20 protein-coding genes are annotated in these 19,989 nt (G+C 70.2%); 13 read left to right on the forward strand and 7 right to left on the reverse strand.

The window, feature by feature from the left end; genetic code table 11:
- Positions 1-46: 46 nt before the first annotated feature.
- The gene (locus AB0J91_RS17945; protein ID WP_363869962.1) at positions 47-913 is read left to right on the forward strand and encodes an SDR family oxidoreductase; all 867 of its coding nucleotides are present in this window, start codon (positions 47-49) and stop codon (positions 911-913) included.
- Between the two features lie 98 nt (positions 914-1,011).
- Positions 1,012-2,796 (forward strand): thiamine pyrophosphate-requiring protein, encoded by a 1,785-nt coding sequence (locus tag AB0J91_RS17950; RefSeq protein ID WP_363869964.1) that lies wholly within the window; start codon positions 1,012-1,014, stop codon positions 2,794-2,796.
- A 355-nt stretch (positions 2,797-3,151) separates the two neighbouring features.
- On the opposite strand, the gene AB0J91_RS17955 is transcribed toward AB0J91_RS17950, so the two are convergent.
- A complete protein-coding gene (locus AB0J91_RS17955; RefSeq protein WP_363869967.1) occupies positions 3,152-4,129 on the reverse strand; it encodes a TIGR03557 family F420-dependent LLM class oxidoreductase in 978 nt (325 codons plus the stop codon).
- Between the two features lie 148 nt (positions 4,130-4,277).
- On the opposite strand from AB0J91_RS17955, the gene AB0J91_RS17960 reads away from it, so the two are divergent.
- Positions 4,278-6,302, forward strand: a complete 2,025-nt coding sequence (locus AB0J91_RS17960; protein WP_363869970.1) for a CocE/NonD family hydrolase — start codon at positions 4,278-4,280, stop codon at positions 6,300-6,302.
- 57 nt (positions 6,303-6,359) lie between these two features.
- On the opposite strand, the gene AB0J91_RS17965 is transcribed toward AB0J91_RS17960, so the two are convergent.
- Together AB0J91_RS17965 and AB0J91_RS17970 are read right to left on the reverse strand one after the other, a co-directional pair.
- Positions 6,360-6,548, reverse strand: coding sequence for a ubiquitin-like protein Pup (locus AB0J91_RS17965; RefSeq protein ID WP_363869973.1), 189 nt, complete (start codon positions 6,546-6,548; stop codon positions 6,360-6,362).
- Positions 6,549-6,616: 68 nt separating this feature from the next.
- Positions 6,617-6,895, reverse strand: a complete 279-nt coding sequence (locus AB0J91_RS17970; RefSeq protein ID WP_363869976.1) for a WhiB family transcriptional regulator — start codon at positions 6,893-6,895, stop codon at positions 6,617-6,619.
- A 119-nt stretch (positions 6,896-7,014) separates the two neighbouring features.
- On the opposite strand from AB0J91_RS17970, the gene AB0J91_RS17975 reads away from it, so the two are divergent.
- A complete protein-coding gene (locus AB0J91_RS17975) occupies positions 7,015-7,764 on the forward strand; it encodes an alpha/beta hydrolase (protein WP_363869979.1) in 750 nt (249 codons plus the stop codon).
- Here the strand turns inward: AB0J91_RS17975 and AB0J91_RS17980 are convergent, their stop codons facing one another.
- Both AB0J91_RS17980 and AB0J91_RS17985 read right to left on the reverse strand, forming a co-directional pair.
- Entirely contained in the window at positions 7,765-8,229 is a 465-nt protein-coding gene (locus AB0J91_RS17980; protein ID WP_363869982.1) for an ATP-binding protein, read from the reverse strand.
- A gap of 65 nt (positions 8,230-8,294) precedes the next feature.
- Positions 8,295-8,669 (reverse strand): STAS domain-containing protein, encoded by a 375-nt coding sequence (locus AB0J91_RS17985; RefSeq protein WP_363791867.1) that lies wholly within the window; start codon positions 8,667-8,669, stop codon positions 8,295-8,297.
- A gap of 69 nt (positions 8,670-8,738) precedes the next feature.
- On the opposite strand from AB0J91_RS17985, the gene AB0J91_RS17990 reads away from it, so the two are divergent.
- Positions 8,739-9,953: a GAF domain-containing SpoIIE family protein phosphatase gene (locus AB0J91_RS17990; RefSeq protein ID WP_363869985.1), complete on the forward strand. Its 1,215-nt coding sequence runs from the start codon at positions 8,739-8,741 to the stop codon at positions 9,951-9,953.
- 20 nt (positions 9,954-9,973) lie between these two features.
- On the opposite strand, the gene AB0J91_RS17995 is transcribed toward AB0J91_RS17990, so the two are convergent.
- Complete coding sequence (locus tag AB0J91_RS17995; RefSeq protein ID WP_363791863.1) at positions 9,974-10,171, reverse strand: DUF2795 domain-containing protein; 198 nt, start codon at positions 10,169-10,171, stop codon at positions 9,974-9,976.
- Positions 10,172-10,240: 69 nt separating this feature from the next.
- The gene (locus tag AB0J91_RS18000) at positions 10,241-11,128 is read right to left on the reverse strand and encodes an alpha/beta hydrolase (RefSeq protein ID WP_363869988.1); all 888 of its coding nucleotides are present in this window, start codon (positions 11,126-11,128) and stop codon (positions 10,241-10,243) included.
- A gap of 289 nt (positions 11,129-11,417) precedes the next feature.
- On the opposite strand from AB0J91_RS18000, the gene AB0J91_RS18005 reads away from it, so the two are divergent.
- The 8 genes from AB0J91_RS18005 to AB0J91_RS18040 are packed head-to-tail and all read left to right on the forward strand — an operon-like array spanning position 11,418 to position 19,838.
- Entirely contained in the window at positions 11,418-12,206 is a 789-nt protein-coding gene (locus AB0J91_RS18005; RefSeq protein ID WP_132673170.1) for an ABC transporter permease, read from the forward strand.
- Positions 12,207-12,209: 3 nt separating this feature from the next.
- Positions 12,210-13,049 carry an ABC transporter permease gene (locus tag AB0J91_RS18010; protein ID WP_363869991.1) on the forward strand — a complete coding sequence of 280 codons (840 nt, stop codon included), beginning with the start codon at positions 12,210-12,212 and terminating at the stop codon, positions 13,047-13,049.
- Positions 13,046-14,368, forward strand: a complete 1,323-nt coding sequence (locus AB0J91_RS18015) for an MCE family protein (RefSeq protein WP_363791857.1) — start codon at positions 13,046-13,048, stop codon at positions 14,366-14,368. Before AB0J91_RS18010 ends, AB0J91_RS18015 begins: the two co-directional genes overlap by 4 nt.
- Complete coding sequence (locus tag AB0J91_RS18020) at positions 14,365-15,393, forward strand: MCE family protein (RefSeq protein WP_363869993.1); 1,029 nt, start codon at positions 14,365-14,367, stop codon at positions 15,391-15,393. Before AB0J91_RS18015 ends, AB0J91_RS18020 begins: the two co-directional genes overlap by 4 nt.
- Positions 15,390-16,418: an MCE family protein gene (locus AB0J91_RS18025; RefSeq protein ID WP_363869996.1), complete on the forward strand. Its 1,029-nt coding sequence runs from the start codon at positions 15,390-15,392 to the stop codon at positions 16,416-16,418. The genes AB0J91_RS18020 and AB0J91_RS18025 overlap by 4 nt, the downstream gene beginning before the upstream one ends.
- Entirely contained in the window at positions 16,415-17,599 is a 1,185-nt protein-coding gene (locus AB0J91_RS18030; protein ID WP_363869999.1) for an MCE family protein, read from the forward strand. Before AB0J91_RS18025 ends, AB0J91_RS18030 begins: the two co-directional genes overlap by 4 nt.
- Complete coding sequence (locus AB0J91_RS18035) at positions 17,599-18,735, forward strand: MCE family protein (protein ID WP_363870002.1); 1,137 nt, start codon at positions 17,599-17,601, stop codon at positions 18,733-18,735. The genes AB0J91_RS18030 and AB0J91_RS18035 overlap by 1 nt, the downstream gene beginning before the upstream one ends.
- The gene (locus AB0J91_RS18040) at positions 18,732-19,838 is read left to right on the forward strand and encodes an MlaD family protein (protein WP_363870004.1); all 1,107 of its coding nucleotides are present in this window, start codon (positions 18,732-18,734) and stop codon (positions 19,836-19,838) included. The genes AB0J91_RS18035 and AB0J91_RS18040 overlap by 4 nt, the downstream gene beginning before the upstream one ends.
- Positions 19,839-19,989 lie beyond the last annotated feature (151 nt).

The following is a 19,989-nucleotide window of genomic DNA, read 5'->3' on the forward strand; positions in this document are numbered from 1 at the left end:
CGGGGTACTCGGCGGGGCGCCGAAGACTTCCGATGTGGAGGACGTGATGGAACAGCCGCCCCGCAGTGCGCCGGCCCAGCAGCAGACCCCGCCGGGTGCCACCGGGCCTATGCAGCCTCACCCGCGCGACGAGATGCGCGACTACGTCGGTTCCGGGCACCTCGCGGGCAAGCGGGCGCTGGTGGTCGGCGGCGACTCCGGGATCGGTCGAGCGGTGTCGGTGGCCTTCGCCAAGGAAGGCGCCGACGTCGCGCTCGCCTACTTCGACACCTCGGAGGACGCCGACGCCGAGCGCACCGCCGAGCTGGTGCGCGAGCAGGGCCGCGAATGCCACCTGTTCCGCGGCGACGTCGCCGAGGAGAGCTTCTGCACGCGCCTGGTAGACGACGCCGCTGAGCGGCTCGGCGGGCTGGACGTGCTGGTCAACCACGCCGGCACGCAGGCGGCGCAGGACGACCTGCGGTCGATCAGCACCGAGCAGTTCAAGCGGACCTTCGAGGTCAACGTCTTCGCGGTGTTCTGGTTGTGCAAGGCGGCGCTGCGGCACCTGCCCGAAGGCGGGGCGATCATCAACACCGGTTCGGTCAACGGGCTGCGCGGCAACAAGGACCTGATGGACTACTCGGCCAGCAAGGGCGCGGTGCACGTGCTGACGCAGTCGATCGCCCAGTCGCTGGCCGCCTCCGGTGTCCGCGTCAACTGCGTGGCGCCCGGTCCGGTGTGGACACCGCTGATCCCGGCGACGCTGCCGGAGGACAAGGTGGAGGGCTTCGGCGAGCAGACGCCGATGGGGCGCATGGGCCATCCCGACGAGATCGCGCCGTCCTACGTCTTCTTCGCCTCCGACCGACTGTCCAGCTACTACACCGGCGAGGTGCTGGCACCGGTCGGCGGCGAAACCCATCCCGGCTGACCCGGGCCCGAGGAGATCCATCAGATCCCGGTTGAGCGCGCCGACATCGGGGTAGGCGGGTGGGGACGACGCCGACACGGACGATCGGAGGCTTCGGCATGGCCGACACGGTGGCCGACTACCTGCTGCGACGGCTGCGGACCTGGGGCGTGGAGCACGTCTTCGCCTACCCCGGGGACGGCATCAACGGGATCCTCGCCGCCTGGGAGCGGGCCGACGACGACCCGCGGTTCATCCAGGCCCGGCACGAGGAGCTCGCCGCGTTCGAAGCCGTGGGGTACGCGAAGTTCTCCGGGGAGGTGGGGGTCTGCGCGGCGACCGGCGGACCCGGCGCCATCCACCTGCTCAACGGGCTCTACGACGCCAAGCTGGACCACGTTCCCGTGGTGGCCATCGTCGGGCAGCAGGCCAGCACCTCCCTCGGCGGGGCCTACCAGCAGGAGGTCGACCTCTCCTCGCTGTACAAGGACGTCGCCGAGTACGTGCAGTTCGTCTCCACCCCGCAGCAGCTGCCCAACGCCTTGGACCGCGCGATGCGCACCTCCTTCGCGCGCAGGACCGTCACGGCCCTGATCATCCCGGGCGACGTGCAGGAGATGACCTACTCTCCGCCCACGCACGCGTTCAAGATGGTGCCCTCCAGCGTCGGGATCTCCGAGGCGGTCACCACGCCCGCGGAGGCGGACCTGGAGCGCGCCGCCGAGGTGCTCAACGCCGGCGAACGCGTGGCCATCATGGTCGGCCAGGGAGCCCGGAAGGCGGCGGGCGAGGTCACCGCCGTCGCGGACGTGCTCGGAGCCGGTGTGTCGAAGGCGTTGCTGGGCAAGGACGTGCTGCCGGACGACCTGCCGTGGGTGACCGGTGCGGCGGGACTGCTGGGAACGCGGCCGTCGTGGGAGCTGATGCGCGACTGCGACACACTGCTGATGATCGGCGCGAGCTTCCCCTACAGCCAGTTCCTGCCGGACTACGAGCAGGCCCGCGCGGTGCAGATCGACATCGATCCGACCATGATCGGCATGCGTTACCCGTTCGAGGTGAACCTGCTCGGCGATGCGAAGGCGACGCTGTCGGCCCTGCTGCCGCGCCTGCGCCGCAAGCAGGACCGCGCCTGGCGGGAGAAGGTCGAGTCCGGTGTTCAGGACTGGTGGGACGTGATGGAGCGCCGCGCCGGGGTCGAGGCCGAACCGCTCAACCCGGAGCGGGTGTTCCACGAGCTGTCACCGCAGCTGCCCGATGACGCCATCATCACCGCCGACTCCGGCTCGGCGGCCAACTGGTACGCCCGGCACCTGCGGGTGCGCGGCCACATGCGCTGCTCGTTGAGCGGGACGCTGGCCACCATGGGGCCGGGAGCCCCCTACGCCACGGGCGCGAAGTTCGCCCACCCGGACCGGCCGGTGATCGCGCTGGTCGGCGATGGCGCGATGCAGATGAACGGGATCAACGAGCTCATCACCATCGGGCAGTACTGGCGCGAGTGGCGGGACCCGCGGGTGGTCGTGGGCGTGCTCAACAACGGCGATCTCAACCAGGTCACCTGGGAGATGCGCGCGCTCAACGGCGCTCCGCAGTTCCTTCCCTCGCAACGTCTCCCGGAGTTCGACTACGCGGAGTTCGCGCGCAGCGCGGGTTTCCGGGGGATCCGGGTCGCCGACCCTGGCAGCGTCGCCGATGCGTGGGCCGAGGCGCTGAGCAGCGATCGGCCCTGCCTGATCGACTTCGTCACCGACCCGGCCGTGCCACCGATCCCGCCGCAGGCGGACTGGAGCCAGGTCGAGTCGATGGCCGAGGCCATGCTCAAGGGCGATCCCGACGCGTGGTCGGTGGTCACCGAGGGCGTGAAGTCCAAGGCCCAGGAGTACCTCCCGCGCCGTCGCTGACGCGGCACGAACCGGCGCCCCCGGGCGAACCGGGGGCGCCGCTCCGTGGGATCTCAGCTGTTCCTGCGCCGCTCCGGTGGGACGCGGGGCCCGGTGTGGAGCAGCGAGTTCGCCCTTCCCGTCTTGTTCGGAGCGCCGTCCTGGGAAGCCGACGTCTCCCTGGCGGGTTTCATCGGGTTGTGCTGCGCGACTTCGTCGCGAACCCTCTTGGTGAGTTGGCGGATCCGGTCACCGGGCATTCCCACCACTCCTCTCAGCCGTCGTCGAGGTGGTTCTTCTTTCGCGCCCGTCGGGTTGTCACCGCGGGACGGGTGCCAAACACGCTGGTGCAAACAGAATTCCGGTGGAGGGGCGTTCAGCTGCCGGCCGCTTCGCGGAGTGCGGGAAGCAGCTTCTCCCGCGCGAAGCCGAAGAAGCCCGCAGGATCGGCGTCCACGCCGACCTGGACCAGGGCGATGTCGGTGAAACCCGCCTGCCAGTGGGCCTGCACGGTCTTGACGATCGGATCGACGTCAGGGCCGCACGGGATGCCCGCGGCGACGTCGTCGAGCCGCACGTGCTGGGTGGCGGCGGCGAAGCCGGCGGGGCCGGGCAGTTCGGCGTTGACCTTCCAACCACCGGCGAACCAGCGCAGCTGCTCCCAGGCGCGCTGGGCGGCGGCATCGGCGGAGGGGTCCCAGCAGATCGGCTGCTGACCGTACTTGCGATGGCCGCCGCCGGTCGCGGAATCCCAGGTCCGGCAGAGCGAGGATTCGGGCTGGACGGCGATCATCGCGTCGGACAACGGGGCGAAGCGCTGCACCGACTGGTCGCCCGACACCGCGGTGGCCACCGGGACCCGCGGGTCCGGCAGGTCCCACAGCTTCGCCGAATCAACCCGGTAGTGGTCACCGGTGAAGTTCACGTGGCCGCCGTCGAACAGCGAGGAGATGATCCGCAACGCCTCGGTGAGCATCTCGTGCCGCACGTTGACCGGCGGCCAGCCCTGGCCGATGACGTGCTCGTTGAGGTTCTCCCCGGCACCCACACCGAGCGTGAACCGGTTGTCGGAGAGCAACCCGATCGTGGCGGCCTTCTGCGCCACGACGGCCGGGTGGTAGCGCATGATCGGCGCGGTGACGAAGCTCAGCAGGTCCATCCGCTCGGTCATCTGCGTGACGGCCCCCAGCACGCTCCACGCGTAGGGGGAGTGGCCCTGCTCGTCCAGCCACGGCGAGTAGTGGTCGCTCATCACCGCGAAGTCGAACCCCGCGCGCTCGGCCGCGGCCGCCTGCTTGACCAGCTCGCGCGGCCCCGACTGCTCCGTCATCAGCGTGTACCCGAACCGAACCATGTTGCCCGCCCTCCGGTGCTCGCCAGTCCTGTCCGCGAGTAACCGCGGGGCGGCGCGGTGAAACGTTCGCGCGTTGGGCATGGCCGCATCGGTTAATGGGTAATCAACGAGTGACGCCCGGGACAGTCGAGGTGAGCGAGGAGGAAGCGTGCGCGAGGTCGACGAGCTGCCCTGCGAGATCAAGCAGGAGGAGCAGATCTGGATCCCGATGTCCGACGGAACCCGCTTGTCCGGACGCATCTGGCGCCCGGTCGCCTCCGACACCGAACCGGTTCCGGCGGTGCTGGAGTTCATCCCGTACCGGCAGCGGGACCTCACGTCGTTGCGCGATTCCATCCACCACCCGTACCTGGCCGGGCACGGCTACGCGTGCGCCCGCGTGGACCTGCGCGGCAGCGGTGATTCCGACGGGATCCTGGCCGACGAGTACCTGGAGCAGGAGCTCGCCGACGCCGAGGAAGTGCTGGCCTGGCTGGCGGAACAGCCGTGGTGCACCGGGCGGACCGGCATGATGGGCATCTCCTGGGGCGGTTTCAACGCCCTTCAGGTGGCGGCCAGGAGACCGCCGAGCCTGGGGGCGATCGCTGCGGTGTGCTGCGCCGACGACCGCTACGCCGATGACGTGCACTACATGGGCGGATGCCTGCTCAGCGACAACCTGTCCTGGGCGAGCACGATGTTCGCCTACACCTCCTGCCCGCCCGATCCGGAGGTCGTCGGCGACCGCTGGGAGGAGATGTGGCGCGAACGCATGGAGGAGAGCGGCCTGTGGATCGACACCTGGCTGCGCCACCAGCGTCGCGACGACTACTGGCGGCACGGTTCGATCTGCGAGGACTTCTCCGCGGTCGAATGCCCGGTGCTGGCGGTGAGCGGCTGGGCCGACGGTTACTCCAACGCCGTGTTCCGGCTGATGCAGAACCTCGACGCGCCGCGCCGCGGACTGATCGGGCCGTGGTCGCACAAGTACCCGCACCTGGGGCGACCGGGTCCCGCGATCGGCTTCCTGCAGGAGCTGGTGCGCTGGTGGGACCACTGGCTCAAGGGCGTCGACAACGGAGCGATGGACGGCCCGATGCTGTGCACCTGGATGCAGGAGAGCATGCCGCCGTCCACCAGCTACGAGGAGCGTCACGGTCGCTGGGTCGGCGAGCCGTCGTGGCCTTCGCCGCACGTGCGCCGCACGCGGTTCCCGCTGGGGCAGAACAGGATCGCGCAGCCGGGGGAGGAGCAGGACGCACGGCCGCTGACGGTGTCCTCACCGCTGTCGGTCGGGCAGTACGCCGGCAAGTGGTGCTCCTACAACGCACCCCCGGACCTGCCCTACGACCAGCGCGAGGAGGACGGCGGCTCGCTGGTGTTCGACACCGAGCCGCTGACCGAGCGCTGCGAGATCCTGGGAGGACCGCTGCTGGACGTGTGCGTGGAGGTGGACCGGCCGGTGGCGATGCTGGCCGCACGGCTCTCCGACGTCAGCCCGACCGGACAGGCCACGCGCGTGACCTACGGTCTGCTCAACCTCACCCACCGCGACGGGCACGACCATCCGAAACCGCTGGAACCCGGTGTGCGGTACCAGGTTCGGTTGCGGTTGAACGGCGTGGCCCAGGCCTTCCCGGAGGGTCATCGCATCCGGCTGGCGCTGTCCACTTCGTACTGGCCGCTAGCCTGGCCGCCGCCGGAACCGGTGCGGCTGACCGTGCATCCGACCGACAGCGAGCTGGAACTGCCGATCCGGCCGGCCGACGAGGCCGATGAGCTGCCCACGCCGCTGTTCGGTGAACCCGAGGGCGCCCCACCGGTGCCGGCGAAGCAGATCACCCCCGGGGAGCAGCGGTGGCAGGTCAGCAGGGACCTGGCCGACTACCGCTCGTCGCTGGAGGTGATCAAGGACCTGGGGCATGCCCACTTCGACGGCATCGACCTGGACGTCGATCGCCGCGCCACCGAGCTCTACAGCTGGGTCGGGGAGGACTTCGACTCGGTGCGCGGAGAAATCGAGTGGACGATGGGCTTCACCCGCGGCGACTGGGCGGTGCGCACCAGCACCCGCACGGCGCTGACGTCCACGGCCACCGAGTTCCGGCTGCACGCCGAACTCGACGCCTACCTGGGCGGGGAGCGCGTGTTCTCCAAGAACTGGGACCGCCGCATCCCGCGCGACAACGTGTGATCATCGAAAAGCGTTGCCGCGCCGGGGGTCGATCACCCCGGCGCGGCAACGCGGGTCTCATTGGCCGTTCTTCTGCACGTAACCCCGGACGAAGTCCTGCGGGTTCTCCTCGAGGACGTCGTCGATGTCGTCGAGCAGTTCGTCGGTGTCCTCGTCGAGCTGCTCGCGGCGTTGTTGGCCCGACGTCGTCGGGGCCGGGGCGTCCTCGTCGTCGTCCGGGGGTCTGCGGGTCTTGTCCTGGTGCATGGGGGCCTCCACGGTCGGCGGGCTCGCCCGCTCGCCATACCCGTTGCGGTGGAACGCGAATCCCCGCCTCAGCTCGCCTTCCGCAGCAGACTGCGGCGTTCCTGCTCGCCGAGACCGCCCCACACGCCGTAGGGCTCGTGGGACCGCAGCGCGTGCTCGCGGCACTGGGCGATGACCGGGCAGCGGCGGCAGACGGCCTTCGCCTGGCGCTCCCGCTGGGCTCGGCGCTCGCCGCGTTCGTTGTCCGGGTGGAAGAACCGAGCGGTCCTGAGATCCCGGCACGCGGCGCGCAGCTGCCAGTGCCAGGAGTCGCTGTTGGGCTTCGGAAGGCGGGTCGTGGCGGTCATTCTCACCTCCGTGCTGCCGAGTTCGATCATCCGGTCGATCATGGATTACCCGGTGGGGGCACGGTTCACACATGGCGGGCTCCGGTTCGGACCGTGCCGTTCCGGGTAGCCCGGAGAGGATGCAGCGCACGAAGACCGAACTCGATCGCCCGGACCTGTCCGAGGCCGGTGTCGTGGCGTGGCGCGTCGAGGGCCGGGGCCCTCCGCTGGTGTGCGTGCACGGCGCAGGGGTCTCCAGCCGGGAGCTGCTGCCGTTCGTGTCCGGCCGGGCCGGAGTGCGCGAGACCTGGGCGGTGGACCTGCCCGGCTTCGGGTCCAGTCGTCGTTCCGGCCGCCCGCTCGGGCTCCACGACCTGGCGCAGGCCTTGGACGTGTGGCGGCAGCAGGTGGGGTTGGCGGAGGTGAACCTGCTCGGATGCTCCTTCGGGTGCCAGATCGCCGTCGAGGCGGCGCTGCACGCCCCGGAGCACGTGCGGGGGCTCGTCCTGGTCGGCCCGACCACCGACCCGCGCGCCCGCACCTGGCAGGGCCAGGTGCGCCGGTGGTTGCGCAACGCCCGCTGCGAACCGCGCCGGCTCGCACCGCTGACGTTCCGCGACTACCGGGAGGCCGGCCTTCGGCGCGTGGTGACCAGCTTCGCCGAGTCGATCCACGACCGCCTCGAGGACAAGCTGCCCCGGGTCGGTGCGCCCGCGCTGGTCGTGCGCGGCGAGCACGACGCGCTGGTCCCGCAGGACTGGGCTCAGCGGGTCACCAGGCTGCTCCCGGAAGCCCGCCTGCTGGTCTGGCCCGGCGCGGCGCACATGGTGCCGTTCGCGGCGCCCGACGACCTGGGGAGCGCGGTCGAGGACTTCCTCGCGGCGTCGTGATCAACCGGAGGCGTCCGCGGAGGACATGTCGCCGTCGGCGTGCTGCCCCCGGACCTCCCACCGCATCCGCACCCGCGTGCCGTTCTCCCCGGCGCACACGACCGCTTCGTCGGCGAGCCGGTGGATCAGCGGGAGACCGCGCTTGCGCTCCTGGTCACCGTCGTGCGGAGAGCGCCACGATCCGTGGTCGGTGACCGTCACCTCGACGCCCCGGTCGAGCAGCGAGGCCTCCACGTCGAACGGTCCGGGCATGCCGTCGTAGGCGTGTTCGACGGCGTTCGCCATGGCCTCGTAGGTGGCCAGCGCCAGCGCACCGGCGAGGCTGTCGCCGAGCCCGGCGGTGCGGGCCCACTGGTCCAGCTCATCGCGCAGCACCGGCAAGCTGCCGGCGGAGGCGAGTACTCTGTGGCGGCGCAAGGCCTCCACGGCCCCGGGCTCCGGCCCGCCTGACTGAGCGGGTGCCATAGGTCGCTTCCTAACAGTTCTCCGTCAAACGAGGCTCAGCTCCTAGGTTCGGCGACTCGGACAGCTCACAAACCCCGCGCGCCGGACAGCGCGTCATCGCGGTCGGCGAACACGTCGAACTCCTGGTCCAGTCCCATGAGCTGGATCGGGCGCAGCGTGGCGACGTTGGCGGCGACGACCCGGAACCGGGTGCCGGCCGCCTCCGCGTTGCGGTGGGTGCGCACCAGCACGGCCAGTCCGGCCGACGACAGGAACGTGACGTCCATGATGTCGAGCACCAGGACCTCGGGCTCATCGGTGAGGGCGTGGTTGAGCACCGCCTCGAGCTGCGGTGAGTTGACCAGTTCGACCTCGCCGGTCGCGGTGACGAAGAGCGTGCGGCCCGACCACTCGGCGACCGCGCTGAACGGCGTCGTGCTCTCGTTGATGTCGGTAGCCATGACCCCATGATGGGACCGCTGGGCCCGCTTGGCAAAGACGCACGGCACCGTGGCGGCTATGCTGAACGCATGCGTGCTTCTGCGGACTCTTCCGCCGAGGAGCGTTTGCGGCGCATCGAACTGGTCACGGACACCTCGTTGGCTCACCTGGACGTCAACGAGCTGCTGCGCGAAATCCTGGCTCGGGTGCGCGATGTCCTTGGTGTGGACATGGCGACGGTCCTGCTGCTGGATCCGGGTGGTGAGGAGCTGATCGCGACCGCCTCGGTGGGCATCGAGGACGAGGTCCGGCAGGGCGTCCGCATCCCCGTGGGCAACGATTTCGCCGCCGCCGTGCTCGACTCCGAGCGAGCCGTCGTGTCCAACCGGGTCGACGACGACGTCCTCGTCAGCACGCCGTTGCAGCCGAAGGGGATCCGATCGCTCGTCGGCGCCCCGATGGTCGCGAGCGGGGACACGCTGGGAGTGCTGTGCGTCGGCGCGTTCGGAGAGCACGGGTTCACCGACCAGGACGCCGGTCTGGTGCGCATCGCCGCCGACCGCATCGCCTCTGTCTCGAAGGTCGGTTCCTCGCGCGCGGAACGCATCGCCGCGACCGTGCTGCAGCACAGCCTGCTGCCCGGCCGCTTGCCGTCCGTTCCCGGTGTGTCGATGGACGGCCGATACATCGCCGGCGCCGACCACGGCATCGGCGGTGACTGGTACGACGTGTTCGAGCTGCCCTCCGGCCAGATCGGCATCGTGATCGGTGACGTCGTCGGCCACGGCCTGCTGGCCGCGGTCGTGATGGGACGTCTGCGCAGCGCGCTGCGCGCCTACGCGCTCGACGACGAGAACCCCGCCCGCGTCCTGCACAAGCTCGACCGCAAGGTCACCTACTTCGAGCCGGACGCGATGGCCACGGTGTCCTACGCGCTCTACGACCCGGTCACGTCGCGGCTGGAGCTCTCGCTGGCCGGGCATCTGCCGCCGGTGCTCGCGCTGCCCGGTGATTGCGGCGACCTCGTCAAGGTGCCGGTGGACCCGCCGGTGGGCGTGGAGGTGTCCCGCCGCGAGCGGCGCTCCACCACCATCGAGCTGCCGGAGTCCTCCGTGCTGTGCTTCTACACCGACGGGCTCATCGAGCGCCGCCAGCAGTCCATCGACGTCGGGCTGAACTCGCTGTGCGAGGCGATCGAGTGCGCGCCCGCCCAGGAGGTCTGCACCGCCGTCACCAACCGCCTGGTGACGGCGGCGTCAGCCGGTGACGACGTCACGCTGCTGGTCCTCAGCCGCCACGGCTAGGCGCTGTCGGCCACCAGCTCCTAACTTCCCAGCGCGACCTCCTCGTTGACCTGCTCCTGGTTCTCGTAGGTGCGGTCGGGGACGATGCGCAACGCGCGCAGCACCTCGCCGTCCACGCCCTGCTGCTCGGCGATGTGCACCAGTTCCTGCTTGCTGACCGGGTAGTGCACCTCCCGCAGGAACGGCTGCACGCTGTCCGGGTCCGGAGGATGGGTCATGACCGCTCACCTCGTCTTCGGCGTGTCCGGGGAAGGCTCTGGGGGGTGGTTTCCCCGAAACCGGCCCGTTCAATCACCGACCAGCTCCGAGACCCTGTCGGTCGCGTGCCTGGCCTCCGGCAGGCTCTGCAAGATCCAGCCGTGGAACATCCCGGGGTACTCCTCGTAGTCGACGTCGGCGCCGGTCGCGCGGATCCGGTCGCGCAGTCGTCGCGAGTCGGTCAGCAGCACGTCGCGGGTTCCGGTGAACACGCTGATCGGAGACAGCCCCGACAGGTCGCCGAACAGCGGGCTCACCCGCGGATCGCGCTGATCGAGTCCGTCGGTGTAGAGCCGGGCGGCCTCCCGCAGCCCCGGCCCGCTGAGGAACGGGTCGTGCGACTCGCGCTCGGCGATGCCCGGATCCGACGTGGTGAGGTCCAGCCAGGGCGCGAACAGCACCAGACGTCGCGGCTGCGGCCACCCGCGGTGCTTGATCCGCTGCGCCACGAACAGGCTCAGCCCGCCGCCCGCGGAGTCGCCCATGACGATCTGGTCCTGGGTCGGGAGATCCCCGAGGGTCCGCTGGTAGGTCTCCCAGACCATCGCCAGCGTCTCGTCGTAGGCGTGCGCGGGAGCCAGCGGGTAGATCGGCACGGTGACCACCGAACCGGTCGAGTCGATCAGCCGGGCGAGGAACCGCCAGTGCGCCTGCTCGACCTGGTGAACGTAGGCGCCTCCGTGCAGGTAGAGGATGTGCTGCGAGTTCTCCGGCTCGCGGGGGTGCAGCGTGTAGCAGCGGTGGCCGAGCACGTCGGACTCCACGACGTCGAATCGCCGGTGGACCCAACCGGGCACCTGCACGCTCTCCGCCTGGTGGCTCTCCGCGCTGTCCCGCAACTTCCCCGGATCGGCGAAGACCTGCTTGCGCCGGGTCACCCAGTACTTCGCGATGACGACCCGAGCCTGCCAGCTCACCACCGGTGAACCTCCTCTCGTGCTCCGAACTCCGCTCCCGGCGTACCCGCTCAACACCGGCCAAACCGCGCCCTGCCGGGGAGGCGGACGGGGGTGTTCCACTTGAGACCGTGGATGTCGTTGGGGTGAAACGGATTTCACGAGCCCGGAGAGGTCTATCGCGCGCAGTTCGGGTGCGGGTTACGGGCGATGTGCACCAGAGTGGGGGAATCGGGAGGCAGAGTGCCCCTGGAAGCGAGGTGTGTGGCTGATCACTCTGGATGCCCTGCCGAGACCACGGGGAGCCGCGATGGGTGTTGGAGTGGCACGACCAGCCGGTACCGGTCCGCTCAGCGAGACCGGGCGGCTGTTCCTGCACGCCGTGGACGTGGCGAGGGCGGTGTTCGCCCGGCCGTTCCAGTGGCGCGAGTTCGTCCAGCAGTCCTGGTTCGTCGCCAGCGTGACCATTGTGCCCACCGCCCTGGTGTCGATCCCGTTCGGGGCGGTGATCGCGCTGCAGCTCGGTTCGCTGACCAAGCAGATCGGCGCTCAGTCGTTCACCGGCGCCTCCAGCGTGCTGGCCATCATCCAGCAGGCCAGCCCGCTGATCACCGCACTGCTCATCGCCGGGGCCGGCGGCTCGGCGATCTGCGCCGACCTGGGTGCGCGCACCATCCGCGACGAGATCGCCGCGATGGAAACCCTGGGCGTCTCACCGATCCACCGGCTGGTCGTGCCGCGCGTGCTCGCGGCGATGCTCGTCGCCACCCTGCTCAACGGCGTGGTCAGCGTCGTCGGCGTGCTCGGCGGCTACTTCTTCAACGTCATCATGCAGGGCGGCACTCCCGGCGCCTACATGGCCAGCTTCAACGGCCTCGCACAGCTGCCCGACCTGTGGATCGGTGAGATCAAGGCGGTGATCTTCGGGTTCATCGCCGGAGTGGTCGCCGCCCACCGGGGGCTCAACCCCGCACCGGGGCCGAAAGGCGTTGGGGACGCGGTGAACCAGGCCGTGGTCATCTCGTTCATGCTGCTGTTCCTGGTGAACGTGGTGCTCACCGCGATCTACCTGCAGCTAGTCCCGGCGAAGGGGATGTGAGCCGTGGTCGTGGCGACCGGCCGAGTCCGACGGCTGCTCAACGGGCCGCTGCGGGTCCTCGACACCTCCGGTGACCAGGCGCTGTTCTACCTGCGCGCCATCGCGTGGGCGCCGCGCACGCTGCGCCGCTACTCCAAGGAAGTGCTGCGGTTGCTGGCCGAGGTGACCTTCGGCAGCGGCGCGCTGGCGGTGCTCGGCGGCACGATCGGCGTGATGGTGGGCATGACGCTGTTCACCGGCACGGTCGTCGGGATGCAGGGCTACACCGCGCTCAACCAGCTCGGCACGGCCAGCTTCACCGGGTTCGTCTCGGCCTACTTCAACACCCGCGAGGTCGCGCCGCTGGTGGCGGGTCTGGCGCTGTCGGCGACCGTCGGCTGCGGGTTCACCGCGCAGCTGGGCGCGATGCGCATCTCCGAGGAGATCGACGCGCTGGAGGTCATGGCGGTGCGCAGCGTGCCGTTCCTGGTGACCACCCGCGTGCTGGCCGGTATCGGCGCGGTCATCCCGCTGTACGTGATCGGGCTGATGTCGTCGTACCTGGCGTCGAGGGTGATCACCGTCTACTTCTACGGCCAGTCCGCGGGCACCTACGACCACTACTTCCACCTGTTCCTACCGCCTGAGGACGTGCTGTTCTCCTTCGGCAAGGTGCTGCTGTTCAGCCTGATGATCATCCTGGTGCACTGCTACTACGGCTTCCGCGCCTCAGGCGGTCCCGCCGGAGTCGGCAGCGCGGTGGGCCGGGCGGTGCGCACCGCGATCATCGCCCTCAACGTGCTGGACTTCTTCCTCAGCCTCGCGATCTGGGGCGCCACCACGACCGTCCGGATCGCCGGATGAGGGCGGGCGAGCGGGCCGAGGCGGTGCGCCGCCGCGTCGTCGGGGCGGTGTTCATCAGCGTGATCGTGCTGTTCCTGGCCTCGACGGTCGCGGTGTACCAGAAGGCGTTCACACCGGTGGTCAACGTGCTGCTGCGAACCGACCGCGTCGGGAACCAGCTGCAACCGCCCTCGGACGTCAAGGTGCGCGGCCTGGTGGTCGGCGAGGTGCGGGAAGTGCGCGCCACCGCGAGCGGCGCCGAGCTGGACCTGGCGCTGCACCCGGACAAGGCGCACCTCATCCCGGCCGAGGTCACCGCGCGGCTGCTGCCCAAGACCCTCTTCGGCGAGCGCTACGTCAGCCTCGTCCCGCCTCCCGAACCCTCCCGCGAGTCGCTGCGCGACGACGACGTCATCGAGCAGGACCGCAGCGAGGCATCGATCGAGCTGGAGAAGGTGCTCAGCGACCTGATGCCGGTGCTGCAGGCCGTCCGGCCCGACAAGCTCGCCACCACGCTCAACACCGTCTCGATGGCGCTGGACGGACGAGGTGAGCAGCTCGGCGAGACGCTGGTGGCCACGAACCGCTACCTGGAGCAGTTCAACCCGGCGCTGCCCGAGCTCAAGGGCAACATCCAGGCGCTCGCCGACGTCGCTCACCTCTACGCCGAGACCACGCCGGAGCTCACGCAGGCCTTGCGCGACCTGGCGGTCAACCACCGGACCGTCGCCGACAACCGCGAGGGCCTCGACCGCCTCTACCGCACGGTGACGACCGGGGTCGCGGACCTGGACGGTTTCCTGCGCGTCAACTCGGAGAACATCATCGACCTCAACGCGGCCAGTCGTGAACACCTGCGGTTGCTGGCGCGCTACTCGCCCGAATACCCCTGCCTGTTCGACGATCTCGCCGATTCGGTGCCCCGCCTCGACCAGGTCGCGGGCAAGGGCACCGACACCCCGGGCGTGATCCGCCTGCGGGTGCAGATCAGCGACAGCGCCGACAAGTACCTGCCCGGCCACGACGAACCGAGCTGGCAGGACCGGCGCGGTCCCCGCTGCTACGACCAGGTCCCGATGCCCGCCGACCTGCCCGGCGGCGGACCGCCGCGCGACGGATCGACGCACCCGCCGCAGCGCGAGCAGCGCACACCACCGGCCTCGACCAGTCCGAGCTCGTTCACCGGGCCCGGGGGTTCGATGCAGCACTCGCCGGCCGAGCAGCGCCTCATCGCGGCCCTGCTGTCACCGGCGACCAGGCTGCGCCCGGACGAGGTTCCGGCCTGGAGCACGTTGCTGGTCGGCCCGCTGTACCGAGGAGCGGAGGTGCAGGTGCGATGAGGTCGATCACGCCGTCGCTGACCAAGCTCGTCGCGTTCATCGCGGTCACGCTGCTGGCCACCGGGCTGCTCGGGGTCACCATCGCCAACACCAGTTTCGGCCCCACCACGGGGTATTCGGCGCGCTTCACCGACGTCACCGGGCTCAACGAGGGCGATGACGTGCGCATCGCCGGGGTCAAGGTCGGCCAGGTCCGCTCGATCGAGATCGCCGAGAAGCGGCAGGCGCACGTGGAGTTCACGCTCTTCGGCGACCGCGCGCTGCCCACCTCGACCACCGCGTCGATCAAGTACCGCAACCTCGTCGGACAGCGCTACCTCGCCATCGAACGGGGGGAGGGCACCGGTGCGATGCTGCCGGAGGACTCGACGATCTCGATCGACCGCACCCGGCCCGCGCTGAACCTCACGGTCCTGTTCAACGGCTTCAAACCGCTGTTGCAGGCGCTCTCGCCCGAGGACGTCAACAAGCTCTCGCACGCGATCATCCAAACCCTGCAAGGGGAAGGCGGCACCGTGCAGAGCCTGCTGGCGCACATCGGCTCGCTGACCCAGACCCTGGCCTCCCGGGACCAGGTGATCGGCGACGTCATCACCAACCTCAACGACGTCCTCGGCACCGTCAACAGCCGCAACGCCGAGCTCGACGAGGTGCTGGTGCAGACCCAGCAGGTCGTCTCCGGCCTGGCCGCCGACCGCGAGCAGATCGGCTCGGCCGTCGACGGGATCGGCCAGGTCAACGAGGCGACCGCCGGACTGCTCGCCGAGGGCAGGCAGCCGCTGCGCGAGAGCATCGCGCACCTGGGCGTGCTCTCGCACCACCTCGACAACCACCGGCCGCTCGTGGAGCGGTTCGCCGCGGGCCTGCCCAACAAGCTCAACACCATCAACCGCACCGCCAGCTACGGGTCGTGGTTCAACTACTTCCTGTGCCGCAGCTCCGGGCAGGTGCGCATCTCCAGCCTCGGCGTGACCGCGCCGCTGCCCGCGACGTCCCCCGAGCAGATGCCTGAGAGGTGCCGATGATCGAGCGGCTCAGACGGCGCGACCCGGCGGCCGCCGGGGTGGTGGGCCTGGTGCTGATCACCGCGATCTCGCTGCTGGCGTTCTACTTCGAGGACCTGCCGGTCGTCGGCGGCACCACCTACCGCGCGCAGTTCACCGAGGCGGCCGGGCTCAAACCCGACGACGAGGTCCGCATCGCCGGGGTCAAGGCCGGCGAGGTGACCTCGATGTCCTTGCGCGGCAAGCACGTCGAGGTCGCTTTCCGCGTCGACGACGCATGGGTGGGCGACCGGACCACCGCCTCCATCGAGATCAAGACCCTGCTCGGCCAGAAGTACCTGTCGCTGGACCCGCAGGGCGAACGCGAACAGGACGCCGCCGCGACGATCCCCGCCGACCGCACCCGCTCGCCCTACGACGTCACCGAAGCCTTCCAGGACCTCGGCCGCACCTCCGGCGAGGTCGACACCGGCGCGCTGGCGCAGAGCTTCCAGACCATGGCCGACACCTTCCGCGGAACCCCGGCGCACGTGGGCGAGGCGCTGCGCGGGCTCTCGGCGTTCTCCCAGGTCATCTCCAGCCGGGACCAGCAGCTCAAGCAGCTGCTGAGCAACACTCGCCAGGTCAGCCAGGTGCTCGGCGACCGCGACGAGGTCTTCGCCCGGCTGCTGGCCGACGGCAACCTGCTGATGGAGGAGATCCGCTTCCGGCGCGAAGCGATCAGCACGCTGCTGCGCAGCACCCGGCAGCTCTCCGAGCAGCTGCGCGGGCTCGTCGCCGACAACCACGTCCAGTTGCGACCCGCGCTGACCACGCTGGAACGGGTCACCGAGGTGCTGCACCGCAACCAGGACAACCTCAACAGAGGCCTGCAGAACCTCGCGCCGTTCGCGCGGTACTTCAGCAACACGGTCGGCAACGGGCGCTGGTTCGACAGCTACGTCTGCGGCCAGGTCCCGCCCGTGCTGCACGCCGGCCCGGTGACGTCCAACGAGGAAGGCTGCCGCCCGCCGATCGAGGGCGGCGCCGGGGGAGGTCCGCGATGAGCAAGCGCGCTGTGGCCGTCGTCCTCGCGACCGCGCTGCTGATCACCGGAGGTGCCTGGTGGGCCGTGGCGCTCACCGCGCGCACCTCGGTGACCGCCCACTTCGGCGCCACCGTCGGGTTGTTCCCCGGCTCCGACGTGCGGGTGCTGGGCATGCGGGTCGGTTCGGTGACCGAGGTCGTCCCCGAAGGCACCCAGGTGCGGGTCGAGATGCGCATCGACGACGGCACGCCGATCCCCGCCGACGCCAAGGCCGTCGCGGTCGCGCCGAGCTTGGTCAGCGACCGGTACGTGCAGTTCACGCCCGTCTACGAAGGCGGACCGGAACTGGCCGACGGGGCCGTGATCCCGCGCGAGCGGACCGCGACGCCGCTGGAGCTCGACGAGATCAACCGCAACACCGACCGCACCATGCGGATGCTGGGACCGGACGGGGCCAACGAGAAGGGCGCGCTGTCGGACTTCCTCGACGTGCAGGCCGCCAACCTGGGCGGGCACGGCGCCGAGCTCAACGACATGCTGCAGCGGTTGAGCCAGGCCACCAGCACGCTGTCGGGCTCCAAGGAGGACATGTTCGCCACCGTCGACAACCTCCAGCTGTTCAACCGCACGCTCGCCGACAGCGACCAGCAGGTGCGCCGGTTCAACACCCAGCTGTCCGACACCGCGGCGTTCCTGGCCGCCGAACGCGGCGAACTCGGCGCGGCGCTGCGGGAACTCGGCCCGGCGCTGTCGGAGACCGCCGGGTTCATCCGCGACAACCGCGCCGTGCTGCGGACCAACGTGGACCACCTGCGAGCGGTGACGCAGGTGCTCGTCGACCAGCGGGCGGCGCTGGAGGAGGTCACCGACCTCGCGCCGCTGGGGCTGTCGAACCTCGCCAACACCTACGACGCCTCCACCGGGTCCACCCGCACCCGCGGCAACATCAACGAGCTGACCCACCCGCCGATCGTCATCGTCTGCAAGCTGCTGCGGCAGTCGCCCCCGGACCGCCCGGTGCCGCCCGTGCTCGCCGACGCCTGCAACCGCATCGAACCGATCGTCACCGGAGCGGTCCCGCTGCCGTCCCCGGCCGAGACGATCACCTCGCTGGAGCACGGGCACGCACCTGACATCCCGCTCCCGCTGGTCGACGCCATGCGCGACACCGGCACACCCCACCCGGGAGGTGGTCGCTGATGCGGATCGCGGTGGCGCTGCTGAGCTTCCTGCTGGTCGCCGGATGCGGCCAGCACGGGTTCACCGGCCTGTACAACGCGCCGCTGCCCGGCGGCGCCGACCTCGGCGACGACCCGTACCGGGTCACCGCCCAGCTGGCCGACGTGCTGGACCTGGTGCCGCAGGCCAGCGTGAAGGTCAACGACGTCTCCGTCGGCCGGGTCTCCGGCATCCGGCTGGCCCCGGACGGCTGGACCGCCGAGGTCACCCTGGAGATCAACCGCGACGTGCGGTTGCCCGCGAGCGCCATCGCCCAGCTGCGCCAGTCCAGCCTGCTCGGCGAGAAGTACGTCCAGCTCGACGGTTCCGCGACGGACGGTCGAGCGCTGCTGTCCGACGGCGACCGCATCCCGCTGTCGCGCACGAACCGGCACCCGCAGGTCGAGGAGGTGCTGGGGGCGCTGTCGATGCTGCTCAACGGCGGCGGCATCGGCCAGCTCCAGCACATCAACCAGGAACTCGGCGCCGCCCTGTCCGGCAACGAGGCCGACATCCGCTCGCTGCACCGGAACCTGGAGGTCTTCACCCGGGAGCTCGACGGCCAGCGCGGTGAGATCACCCGCGCCATCGACGGGCTCAACCGGCTCGCCACCTCGCTGGTCGGGCAGAAGCACGACATCGCCTTCGCGCTGGACAACCTAGGGCCCGGGCTGAAGGTCATCAACGAGCAGCGAGGGCAGCTGGTCACCATGCTCCAGCAGATGGACCGGCTCTCCGAGGTCGCCGTGGAGACCACCGAGCGCAGCAAGCAGGACACCCTGGAGAACCTGCGGTCGCTGAGCCCCATCCTGCAGAAGCTGGCGGAAGCGGGCGAAGACCTCCCCAAGTCGCTGGAAATCCTGGTCACCTTCCCGTTCACCGACTACACGGTGAACGCGATCAAGGGCGACTACACCAACCTGGACCTGCAGCTGGACCTCGACCTGAGCACGTTCGTCGACAACGTGCTGCAGGGACGCCCGCCGCCCACCGGCGGCGTGGGGCCCGGCGAACTCCCGCTCCCGCTGCCCGCACCGGCACCGGGACCCGCACCCGCCGAGCCGCCACCGCCGCGACCGGGCGGACCGTTCGACGCAGTGCTCGGAGGTGTCCGGTGATCTCGAAGCGGGTCAAGCTGCAGATCGGGGCGTTCGTGCTGATCGCCCTGGTCGGCATCACCTACGTCGGCGCCACCTACGCCGGACTGGACCGGCTGGTGTCCTCCCGCGGGTACACCACCATCGCCCGGTTCCGCGACTCCGGCGGCATCTTCACCAACGCCGAGGTCACCTACAGAGGACTTCCCATCGGGCGGGTCGGACCGCTGCGGCTGACGCCCTCGGGCGTCGACGTGTCGCTGGAGATCGAGGACAGCGCACCGAAGATCCCGGCCGACACCGACGCGGTGGTCACCAACCGATCGGCGGTGGGGGAGCAGTACGTCGACCTCCGCCCCCGATCCGACGGTGGTCCGCACCTCGGAGAAGGCTCGGTGATCACCAGCGACCGCACCTCGATCCCGGTGCCGCCGGAGGACCTGCTGGCCAACCTGGACCGCACGGTGCGCAGCATCCCGATCGGCTCGCTGCAGACCGTGGTCACCGAACTGGACCTGGCGTTCACCGGCCTCAACGGCCCGCTCGGCACGCTGCTCGACACCTCGAACGCCTACACCCGGCAGGCCACCGACCACCTGCCGCAGACGCTGGACCTGATCTCCAGCGGGCGGGAGGTGCTGGAAACGCAGCGGGAGCAGGGCGCCGAGATCGCCTCCTTCAGCAGGGACCTCCACCTGTTCGCCGGGCAGCTGCGCGCTTCCGACCCCGACCTGCGCCGCGTCATCGGCGCAGCGCCGGACGCCGCCGAGCAGGTCAGCGGTCTGCTGCGGGAATCCGGGCCGCAGCTCGGCGGGCTGTTCTCGAACCTGCTGACCACCGCCAACGTCTACCGCACCCGGCTCGACGGCGTGGAGCAGCTGCTGGTGACCTACCCGAGCCTCGCGCAGGGCACCAAGACCACCGTCCCCGGCGACGGGAGAGCCCGGTTCGGCCTGGTCCTGAACAGCTTCGACCCGTTCGTCTGCAGCCAGGGCTACGAGAGCACCCACCAGCGAGCGGGCACCGACGTCGCCGAAACCCCCGCCAACCTGGAAGCCCACTGCGCGGAACCCCCGGGCAGTCCCATCAACGTCAGAGGCTCCCAACACGAATCACCGCGGTAGGAGCTGTTCAGGAATTGCTTTGCGTGGCGGTGCGGGTGGCGGAACCTGAGCGGCTTCGTGGTCTCCGTGCGCCGCTCCTGATGTATTCCGCTTACCCAGGGGGTGGACATCGGCGTCGCGGCGTACTCGCCACGAAGCCGCTCAGAACCCG

It is taken from the genome of Saccharopolyspora sp. NPDC049357 (assembly GCF_040677225.1).
GTDB lineage: Bacteria > Actinomycetota > Actinomycetes > Mycobacteriales > Pseudonocardiaceae > Saccharopolyspora.

What these genes read in the sequence shown, in the direction of transcription:
- AB0J91_RS17975 (WP_363869979.1), top strand. Translation starts at nt 7,015, where the DNA reads ATGCAGCGCACGAAGACCGAACTCGATCGCCCGGACCTGTCCGAGGCC.
- AB0J91_RS17955 (WP_363869967.1), bottom strand. Translation starts at nt 4,129, where the DNA reads ATGGTTCGGTTCGGGTACACGCTGATGACGGAGCAGTCGGGGCCGCGC.
- AB0J91_RS18020 (WP_363869993.1), top strand. Translation starts at nt 14,365, where the DNA reads ATGAGGTCGATCACGCCGTCGCTGACCAAGCTCGTCGCGTTCATCGCG.
- AB0J91_RS17950 (WP_363869964.1), top strand. Translation starts at nt 1,012, where the DNA reads ATGGCCGACACGGTGGCCGACTACCTGCTGCGACGGCTGCGGACCTGG.
- AB0J91_RS17965 (WP_363869973.1), bottom strand. Translation starts at nt 6,548, where the DNA reads ATGCACCAGGACAAGACCCGCAGACCCCCGGACGACGACGAGGACGCC.
- AB0J91_RS18025 (WP_363869996.1), top strand. Translation starts at nt 15,390, where the DNA reads ATGATCGAGCGGCTCAGACGGCGCGACCCGGCGGCCGCCGGGGTGGTG.
- AB0J91_RS17970 (WP_363869976.1), bottom strand. Translation starts at nt 6,895, where the DNA reads ATGACCGCCACGACCCGCCTTCCGAAGCCCAACAGCGACTCCTGGCAC.
- AB0J91_RS18015 (WP_363791857.1), top strand. Translation starts at nt 13,046, where the DNA reads ATGAGGGCGGGCGAGCGGGCCGAGGCGGTGCGCCGCCGCGTCGTCGGG.
- AB0J91_RS17980 (WP_363869982.1), bottom strand. Translation starts at nt 8,229, where the DNA reads ATGGCACCCGCTCAGTCAGGCGGGCCGGAGCCCGGGGCCGTGGAGGCC.
- AB0J91_RS17985 (WP_363791867.1), bottom strand. Translation starts at nt 8,669, where the DNA reads ATGGCTACCGACATCAACGAGAGCACGACGCCGTTCAGCGCGGTCGCC.
- AB0J91_RS18005 (WP_132673170.1), top strand. Translation starts at nt 11,418, where the DNA reads ATGGGTGTTGGAGTGGCACGACCAGCCGGTACCGGTCCGCTCAGCGAG.
- AB0J91_RS17945 (WP_363869962.1), top strand. Translation starts at nt 47, where the DNA reads ATGGAACAGCCGCCCCGCAGTGCGCCGGCCCAGCAGCAGACCCCGCCG.
- AB0J91_RS17995 (WP_363791863.1), bottom strand. Translation starts at nt 10,171, where the DNA reads ATGACCCATCCTCCGGACCCGGACAGCGTGCAGCCGTTCCTGCGGGAG.
- AB0J91_RS17990 (WP_363869985.1), top strand. Translation starts at nt 8,739, where the DNA reads ATGCGTGCTTCTGCGGACTCTTCCGCCGAGGAGCGTTTGCGGCGCATC.
- AB0J91_RS18030 (WP_363869999.1), top strand. Translation starts at nt 16,415, where the DNA reads ATGAGCAAGCGCGCTGTGGCCGTCGTCCTCGCGACCGCGCTGCTGATC.
- AB0J91_RS18035 (WP_363870002.1), top strand. Translation starts at nt 17,599, where the DNA reads ATGCGGATCGCGGTGGCGCTGCTGAGCTTCCTGCTGGTCGCCGGATGC.